This window comes from Actinoplanes rectilineatus, assembly GCF_000962825.1.
Classification (GTDB): domain Bacteria; phylum Actinomycetota; class Actinomycetes; order Mycobacteriales; family Micromonosporaceae; genus Actinoplanes; species Actinoplanes rectilineatus.
In genome coordinates, this window is the sequence record NZ_JZKF01000097.1 from 24,642 (window position 1) to 32,643 (window position 8,002).

The following is an 8,002-nucleotide window of genomic DNA, read 5'->3' on the forward strand; positions in this document are numbered from 1 at the left end:
GAAGGGATGACCGATGGCCGAAGGCGCCCTACTGGAACACGACGACACGGCGTGGGCGGAGGCGCTGCGGCACCTCCACCACGACGTCTACCACCTGCCCGACTATGTACGCCTGGACGCCCGGCTCTCCGGAGGCATGCCGGCCGCGTTCCGGTACGACGAGGGGCCGCTGATGCTGCTCCTTCCCCTGGTGCTGCGCGACGTGCCCGCCACCGGGTTGCGGGACGCGGTCTCCCCGTACGGATATCCGGGTCCGGTCAGCAACGCCCCGGTGACCGACACGGGGTTCTGGGCGCGCGCGGCGCGGGCCCTCACCGCGCTGCTCCGGACCAGTGACGTGATCACCGCTTTCGTCCGGTTGCACCCGCTGCTGCCGGCTCCGGTGGTGTCGCTGGAGACCGCCGGCACGGTGGTCCGGCACGGCGAGACCGTGTCGCTCGACCTGACGCTCACCCCCGAGCAGATGTGGCAGGAGACCCACCGGACACACCGCAACCAGATCGGCAAGGCGACCCGGGCCGGGGTGCGGATCGTCCTGGACGACTGGGACCGGCTCGACGCGTGGATCGGCACCTACCACGCCACGATGCGACGGGTCGGTGCGACGGACTTCTACTTCTTCGAACCGGGGCACTTCCACCGGCTGCGGGCCGCGCTCGGGCCGAGCATCCACCTGGCGGTGGCGGTCCGGGACGACGAGGTGCTGGGCGGCAACCTGTTCTTCGAACACGACGGTCTGATGCACACCCACCTGCAGTCCACCCGGGACGGTCAGATCTGGTGGGCGGACAAGCTGCTGTACCACGAGATCCGGTTGTGGGGGCGGGAGCGCGGCAACCGGGTCTACCATCTGGGCGGCGGGGTGGGCGGTTCCGGCGACTCGTTGTTCCGTTACAAGGCGGCGTTCGGCTCCGGGCGTCAGGATTTCCACACCTGGCGGGTGGTGGCCGACCCGGTCGCCTTCGAGAAGCTGGGTGGCACGCCGGAGTCGCTCAGCGGACGCTTTCCGCCGTACCGCTCGTGACCCGGTAACGCTCGACGAGCCCGGCGAGGATCTCCCGGGTCCGGTGCAGGTCCTTGATCTGCGCCTCGACCCGGCCGAGTTCCTCGCCGAGCCGCCCGGCAAGCCACGGCGTGCGGATCGTCTCGTCCGCCACGCACGGCAGCACGTCCCGGATGACCGCGGTGGTCAGCCCGGCCGCGAGCAGTGACCGGATCAGCCCGACCCGGTCCACCGCGGCCGGCGGGTACCGCCGCTGTCCGCCGGTGCCGCGCTCGCTGCTCAGCAGGCCCTGTTCCTCGTAGTAGCGCAGGGAGCGCGCGCTGGCCCCGGTCGCCCCGGCCAGGTCACCGATCCTCATGGATGTCTCCCCCGTCACAACGCTTGACCCTGACACAGATGTCAAGTTTTACCGTCTCCCCATGACCACGACAACCTCGCTCCTCGGACCGCTCGCCACCCCCACCGCCCTGGCCGGCCTCACCGCGTCAGGCCGCTCATCCGAGATCCAGAAATACCGCAAAGACCAAGAAAACACCCATTTCTAGGGTACGCGTCGATGGGAGTCCCGTGCCTCCCCCGAGACCACCTGCCCACGCACGCCTGTGCCGCCACCGCCGGGCTGAGATCGCCACTCACCCAGCGACCCGCTCCCAGGTGACCTCACCGGCCGCCCGCACCCCGAAGACGTCCCGCAGCGTCCGCACCAGGAACTCCGCCAGCTCCCGGGCCGCACTCGATCTCAACGGCCACGCCCGGTCGGCCCACCAGTTGAACGCCGTAGCGGCACTCGGCGGCGACCAGCCCATCAGCGCCAACCGCTGCTCGTCGTCGTCACTCAGCCGACGATCCGCAGCGAGATACTCATTGGAGATCGCCTCGGCATGCACGACCGTCGGACGCTGCCGGAACTGCACGAAATGCGGTCCGGCCCGCAGTACGACATAGTCGCCGACAGCCATCCGCACCAGATGCCGAGCCAACTCCGCGGTCAACGCCTCCCACTCCTCATCCCCCACGGACAGCATCCCGCTCCTCGACCCGCGCCAGCCGGTCCGCAACGGCATTGCCCAGCCAGACGAGCACAGCGGTCTTCCGGTATCTCTCGATCCGGACTGTGCTCGACGGCCCACGCCAGACCACATGCGGAAGCTCGCCGGCCTCGCGCCCCGACGGCTCGCCCAGAACTTCGGTGGCCACGGCGACGGCGTCCACGAAGGCGTCCTGGACAGCGTTCTCGCCGGCGGGGTCCGCATCCGGAATCACATCGGTCAGACGCAGCATGATCTGCTTGACGGTCCCCGCGATGACCGGTATCTCGACCACACCTGTCGCGACACCGAAGTGCGGATCGAAAACCTGCACCACCTCAGGAACGGAGCCGGCAGCCGGCTCCCAGCCGAGCCGTTCCGCAACGACGGGAAGCCCGGCCGCCGACCAGTCCCACTCGACATCGCGAAACGAACGCAGGGTTTCCCGCAGAACACGGGCGTCGACCACGCGGGGCACCATGATTCTTGGACTCCTGACTAGTGGGAACCAGCGACTCTGATGCTGTGTCGCTGCAACTGCGCCTCGTCGACAACATAGTCGATCACCCGGACCTCACCGGTTTCCATCGTCTGCACCCGGAGGTACCGAATCACACCCGGATCAGGGCCGTTGACAGTGTTCTGCAAGGCGGCCCGCAGATCGTCGTCAGCGCCCAGCACATGCTCGAGTTTGTTGTCCTTCTCCAGCATGTGCCGCAGATACGGTGTCGACATCTGCTCCACCTGAATCCTCGTACCCGTGGGGTCGGTCGGGTCGTCGACCTTCCTGCCGCCCAGCCCCGATCCGACACCCTTCTCCTCGATGGCGATGATCACGCCGTTCTGCTCGTCGAGGTACAGGACGCGATCCAGGTTGCCGCTGGTTCCCCGAACGCCGTCCCCGTCCGTCAGCGGCCGCGCGCCTGGGAATTCCCGCTCGGCGACCAGGGCACCTCCGGCCGTTCCCAGCCGCTCGCTGGCAGTGGACAGGTGGTCGGCCATCTCGGCGTACTCGATGCCGAAGTGTTCGAGCATCGCCCGCTCCACGGTGTCGAGCGGCAGGTCGGCCTCCGCCAGGAGCGACCGCACCCCCTTCGTCGTCAGCGTCCCGTCGAACTTCATCTCATCGGGCAGCTTGTCCAAGAGGGGCTGCAGGTGGGCGTCCCAGACGTTTCGCCGGGCGTCATAGACGGCCTGCCGCGCCTGCACGGCATCACGGACCTCGATGTCGACGGCAGCGTCACCGTCCGGCATGTGGGTGCGCTTGGACTCTGGTATCGGCGTCCCGCGGAACGCATACGTCGAGCTGTCCGGCCTGTTGACATCGTGGTAATAAGCGCCGTTCTTGTGCAGATCGCCGTTCGCGTCCCGGATGGTTCCCACCTCGTCGTCGACGAAGTGTTCCCGTCCATCCGGTCCGACGTGAACCTCGTTGCCGGAATTCGGATCCATTCGACCGGTGGGGGTGAGATCCTCCGGCCCGTACCGGGGCACCTCCGCAGCGCCCGAGGGCGTTGCCCCGCCGGAGCCCCACCCTGGGAACCCGCCGGTCACCGGACTACGGGCGTGGGACGCACTCTCCGCATTGTTGAAGACGAGGTAGTCCTCGAGACTGGTGATCTTGAATTCGAGGCGGCTCAGGCTGCTCAGCAGCGCCCGGACCTTGCTCTGGATCTCGTCGGCGTACGTCGTCACCAGCAGACCCACCTGCGTCGCCACCCACGGCGTCGCCAGACCGAGGGTCACGCCCTCCGCGCCGAGCCAGGTGGGCAGCCGCACCGCCAACGTCGCGACGAACTGGCCGATCAGGTCGCAGACCAGGCCACGGACCAGTCCGACCAGGAGGCCTGCGCCCTCCACCGCGAACGAGATGCCACCCGCCGCGATCGAGAAACCCTGCAGGGTACGCAGATGGACGCCGGCGTGTTCCCGGTACGCGTCCCCCGAGTCACCGAACCAGCCGGCCACCTCCGCCTGCAACCGGTTGGCGTAGTCCTCGCGGGCCGCCTCGGTGAAGGCCGCCACGTTGCGCCAGGTGGCGGCGTGCGCGGCGACCTCGTCGGCGTTGCCGGCCAGCCAGTCGAGCATCTGCTGCAGGGGTCCGACGTGTTCCATCAGCCAGGAGACGCCCCAACTGGCCAGAGTGCCCAGCGGGTCAACGGCCAGGGACAGGGTGTCCAGAGCACCGCCGACACCGCCGAGGGTGACGTCGACCCAGCTGCCGTCGCGGATGCCCTCGGCGATCGCGTGCACGTCCTCGACCAGCCCGGCCCCGGTGGACCAGGTGGTGGAGTCCTGCACGTCCGCAACGAGCGGACCGGTCACTGCGATCCCCACATCGGCGCCTTGTACGCCGCGGCGATGTCACCGGCCGATTCCTGATCGGCCGCCTGCACGGTGCGGACCGCGTCGCGCAGCCCGTACGCCGTCTCGTGCAGCGCGTCGACGTTGCCGTTCATCGCGGTGACGGCCGCACCGAAGAGGCCGGACAGCAGGCCGGGCAGGAACTGGCAGAGTTGCCCGTACGCCTGCGAGTCCATCGTGACCTGGTCCACGGCTGCCCGGGCCTGGGACACATCGGCGGCGACCTGGTCGACACCGGCGGCGTGCTGCTGGACGGCCAGGACGGGCAGGCTCAGCCGTTCAGCGGCCACGGTCGGCCTCCGTGTCCGACGCGGGGAACCGCCGGGCGTACGCGTCGAGCACCGTACGACCGGTCTCACTGTCCGCACCCACGGTGTCCCGGACCTGCCCGGCGATCTGTTCGGTCAGCGTGTGCTGGGCGGCCCGCATGACCGCCAGGATCTCCCGGCTGATCTCCCGGGCCGGCAGGTCGCGGACCCGTTCCTCGAGCCGCAGGTCCTCGACCTGTCCGGTGGCCGCGACGACCACCGTGATCGTGCCGTCCCGGCTGCTGGCCCGCCCGGTCAGCCCGGCGACCCGGCGGTTCAGTTCGGCGGCCCGCGCCGCGCGTTCGCTGACGCCGCCGGCCCACCGGTCGAGCCATTCCCCGGCCTCGTCGACGTTCCTCATCAGCACCCCCTGCCCATGATCCGAAGGGGCCCCACCTTACGAAGAAGATCCACAACCGGGCAACGGGGCGGAATGACCCGATCGGTATGACCGTCACGAGATCAACCACAGGTCATTCATAGGCTTCGATGTTTTGCTCCTGTCCTCCCCCAACGGCAGAAGGAGGAACCATGCAGGACCAGGACAACGAGGCGTTCGTACGCGAGGTGCACGACAAAGGCCTGACCTACGACCTGCCCGTCATGTCGCGGCGCCGGATGCTCGGCGTCGTCGGCGGCACCGGAGCGCTCGCCGTCGTCGGCGCCGGGCTGCTCACCGGGGCCGACGCGGACCCGGCCACCGCCGCGTGCGCCGCCGAGGTCGACTCCGAGACCGCCGGACCGTACCCCGCGGACGGCTCGAACGGCCCGGACGTGCGCGTACTGTCCGGCATCGTCCGCAGTGACATCCGGTCGTCGTTCGGCACGTCGACGACCACCGCCGGCGGCGTGCCGCTGCAGTTCTCGCTGACCGCGCTCAACCTGGCGTGCACGCCGGTCGCCGGTCTCGCGATCTACGCCTGGCACTGTGACCGGGAAGGCCGGTACTCGCTGTACTCGTCCGGGGTCACCAACCAGAACTACCTGCGCGGCATCCAGGTCACCAACTCGTCCGGAACGGTCACCTTCACCAGCATCTTCCCCGGGTGCTACTCCGGCCGGTGGCCGCACATCCACTTCGAGGTGTACTCGTCGCTGGCGCAGGCCACCAGCGGCTCCGGCCCGATCCGCAAGACCTCACAGATCGCGCTGCCCGAAGCCGTGTCCCGGACGGTGTACACCAGCGCCACCGGCTACTCGGCGAGCGTCACCAACCTGGGCCGCATCACGCTGGCCAGCGACATGGTGTTCGGTGACGACCTGGCCGCCACGCAGATGGCCACGGTGACCGGTTCGGTGTCCGCCGGCTACGTGGCGAACCTGACGATCACCGTCCCGGTGTAGCGAGGACCCCTGCCGCGCCGGGTCTCACGCCCCCGGCGCGGCAGGCCGGATCACCGCTTCAGATATCCGTGCGGGTCCAGGACGTACTTCCGGGCGGCACCCCGGTCGAAGTCCTGATAGCCCTGCGGGGCGTCGTCGAGCCCGATCGCCGTCGCGTTGACGTTCTTCGCGATCCGCACCCGGTCGTGCAGAATCGCCATCATCAGGTTCCGGTTGTACTTCATCACCGGGCACTGGCCGGTCACGAACGAATGCGACTTGGCCCAGCCCAGTCCGAGACGGATCGACAACGAACCGACCTTGGCCGCCTCGTCGACGCCGCCCGGGTCGCCGGTCACGTACAGGCCGGGGATGCCGATCGCCCCGCCCGCCCGGGTCAGGTCCATCAGCGAGTTCAGCACAGTCGCCGGCTGCTCGGTCCGCGCGTCCGCCCCGTGGCCGCGCGCCTCGAACCCGACCGCGTCGACCGCCGCGTCCACCAGCGGCTGGCCGATCGCCGGAGCCGACCGCCCCAGAATGTTCTGCACCTGTTCGGCCGGATCGCCGTCCGCCACGTTCACCGTCTCGCAGCCGAAACTGCGAGCCTGCGCCAGACGTTCCGCATTGAGGTCACCGACGATGACGACGGCCGCGCCGAGCAGGAACGCCGAGGTGGCCGCGGCCAGCCCGACCGGCCCCGCCCCGGCGATGTAGACGGTCGACCCGGTCGTCACGCCCGCACTGACACAACCGTGATACCCGGTCGGGAAGATGTCACTGAGCATCGCCAGGTCCAGCGCCTTCTCCAGCGCCTGGTCCCGGTCCGGGAACCGGAGCAGGTTCCAGTCGGCGTACGGCACCATCACGTACTCGGCCTGCCCGCCGACCCAGCCGCCCATGTCGACGTACCCGTAGGCTGATCCGGGCCGGTCCGGGTTGACCTGCAGACAGATCCCGGTCCTACCCTCCTTGCAGTTGCGGCACCGCCCACACGAGATGTTGAACGGCACCGACACGACATCGCCGACCCTCACGAACTCGACGTCCGACCCGACGTCGACCACCTCACCGGTGATCTCGTGCCCGAGCACCAGCCCTTCCGGCGCGGTGGTCCGCCCCCGCACCATGTGCTGATCGCTGCCGCAGATGTTGCTGGCCACCGTCTTGAGGATGGCCCCGTGCGGCGTACGCCGCCCGACGTTCTCCTTGTTGACTCCGGGACCGTCCTTGACCTCGTAGGACGGGTATTCGATGTCCTGAACCCCGACCCGGCCGGGACCCTGATAGACAACGGCTCTGTTGCCTGACATGTCACGCTCCCCTCGTCGTCGACAAGGCCATGCTTCCCCGAGAGCAACCACAACAGAACCGTCAGTAGTCACAGAACAAGCCGATTCCCCCACCAACCCACCTCCGCCAAGCACCCCCACGCCGTCCAGCCACGTCCAGCGCTCCCGCACCTTTTCGGGTACGCCACAAAGCACGCCCGCCGTCACCCGCCCCAGAGACTCCCGCCTCCGCCCCGCTCCCACTCCGCCCAACTCCCCACGCCAACTCCCCCCACGCCAGCTCTCCCCCACGCCAAGGAGTCCGAACAGCACCACAGCAAGACCGCGAGCCGACGGACCTCCGAGACCGCAAAACGGGCAAACAGCAGAACAGCGAGACGCGCAGTACCGCAGGAAAGCAAGACGGCAGGACGGCAGGACGGCAGGACGGCAGGACGGCGAGACGGCGAGACGGCGAGACGGCGAGACGGCGAGACGGCGAGACGGCCAACGCACCCAATCCTCCGAGGTAGACGCTCCCGATCACGTGATCGGGTGCCGCCACCCGCCGAACAAAGCATGCAAGCGCACCCGAAAGCATGATCGGGGGCACCCACGACTCGAACCCACACAACCAGACGGCGAGAGCACCCACCAGGCACAACGTCGGCAACAACAAGCCCGCGAGACAGCCGGCAGGACGGCCAG

The 8,002-nt window shown here is 68.9% G+C and carries 10 protein-coding genes; 3 read left to right on the forward strand and 7 right to left on the reverse strand.

What is annotated here, in order from left to right; genetic code table 11:
* The first annotated feature begins 13 nt into the window (after positions 1-13).
* Positions 14-1,024, forward strand: a complete 1,011-nt coding sequence (locus WH85_RS39790; RefSeq protein WP_045747331.1) for a GNAT family N-acetyltransferase — start codon at positions 14-16, stop codon at positions 1,022-1,024.
* On the opposite strand, the gene WH85_RS39795 is transcribed toward WH85_RS39790, so the two are convergent.
* Positions 993-1,361 carry a MerR family transcriptional regulator gene (locus WH85_RS39795; protein ID WP_045747332.1) on the reverse strand — a complete coding sequence of 123 codons (369 nt, stop codon included), beginning with the start codon at positions 1,359-1,361 and terminating at the stop codon, positions 993-995. The genes WH85_RS39790 and WH85_RS39795 overlap by 32 nt on opposite strands.
* Before the next feature lie 61 nt (positions 1,362-1,422).
* On the opposite strand from WH85_RS39795, the gene WH85_RS53920 reads away from it, so the two are divergent.
* The gene (locus tag WH85_RS53920) at positions 1,423-1,548 is read left to right on the forward strand and encodes a hypothetical protein (RefSeq protein WP_281179134.1); all 126 of its coding nucleotides are present in this window, start codon (positions 1,423-1,425) and stop codon (positions 1,546-1,548) included.
* A gap of 87 nt (positions 1,549-1,635) precedes the next feature.
* Here WH85_RS53920 and WH85_RS39800 read toward each other — a convergent pair whose 3' ends face one another.
* The 5 genes from WH85_RS39800 to WH85_RS39820 are packed head-to-tail and all read right to left on the reverse strand — an operon-like array spanning position 1,636 to position 5,064.
* Positions 1,636-2,028 (reverse strand): TY-Chap domain-containing protein, encoded by a 393-nt coding sequence (locus WH85_RS39800; RefSeq protein ID WP_045747333.1) that lies wholly within the window; start codon positions 2,026-2,028, stop codon positions 1,636-1,638.
* Positions 2,009-2,500, reverse strand: coding sequence for a DUF6301 family protein (locus tag WH85_RS39805; RefSeq protein WP_157411509.1), 492 nt, complete (start codon positions 2,498-2,500; stop codon positions 2,009-2,011). The genes WH85_RS39800 and WH85_RS39805 overlap by 20 nt, the downstream gene beginning before the upstream one ends.
* 29 nt (positions 2,501-2,529) lie before the next feature.
* Entirely contained in the window at positions 2,530-4,368 is a 1,839-nt protein-coding gene (locus WH85_RS47825; protein WP_157411510.1) for a hypothetical protein, read from the reverse strand.
* Positions 4,353-4,685, reverse strand: coding sequence for a type VII secretion target (locus WH85_RS39815; protein ID WP_045747335.1), 333 nt, complete (start codon positions 4,683-4,685; stop codon positions 4,353-4,355). Before WH85_RS39815 ends, WH85_RS47825 begins: the two co-directional genes overlap by 16 nt.
* A complete protein-coding gene (locus WH85_RS39820; RefSeq protein WP_045747346.1) occupies positions 4,675-5,064 on the reverse strand; it encodes a YbaB/EbfC family nucleoid-associated protein in 390 nt (129 codons plus the stop codon). Before WH85_RS39820 ends, WH85_RS39815 begins: the two co-directional genes overlap by 11 nt.
* A 170-nt stretch (positions 5,065-5,234) precedes the next feature.
* On the opposite strand from WH85_RS39820, the gene WH85_RS39825 reads away from it, so the two are divergent.
* Positions 5,235-6,047 (forward strand): intradiol ring-cleavage dioxygenase, encoded by an 813-nt coding sequence (locus WH85_RS39825; RefSeq protein WP_045747336.1) that lies wholly within the window; start codon positions 5,235-5,237, stop codon positions 6,045-6,047.
* A gap of 50 nt (positions 6,048-6,097) precedes the next feature.
* On the opposite strand, the gene fdhA is transcribed toward WH85_RS39825, so the two are convergent.
* Positions 6,098-7,336: a formaldehyde dehydrogenase, glutathione-independent gene (fdhA, locus tag WH85_RS39830; protein WP_045747337.1), complete on the reverse strand. Its 1,239-nt coding sequence runs from the start codon at positions 7,334-7,336 to the stop codon at positions 6,098-6,100.
* Positions 7,337-8,002: the final 666 nt, after the last annotated feature.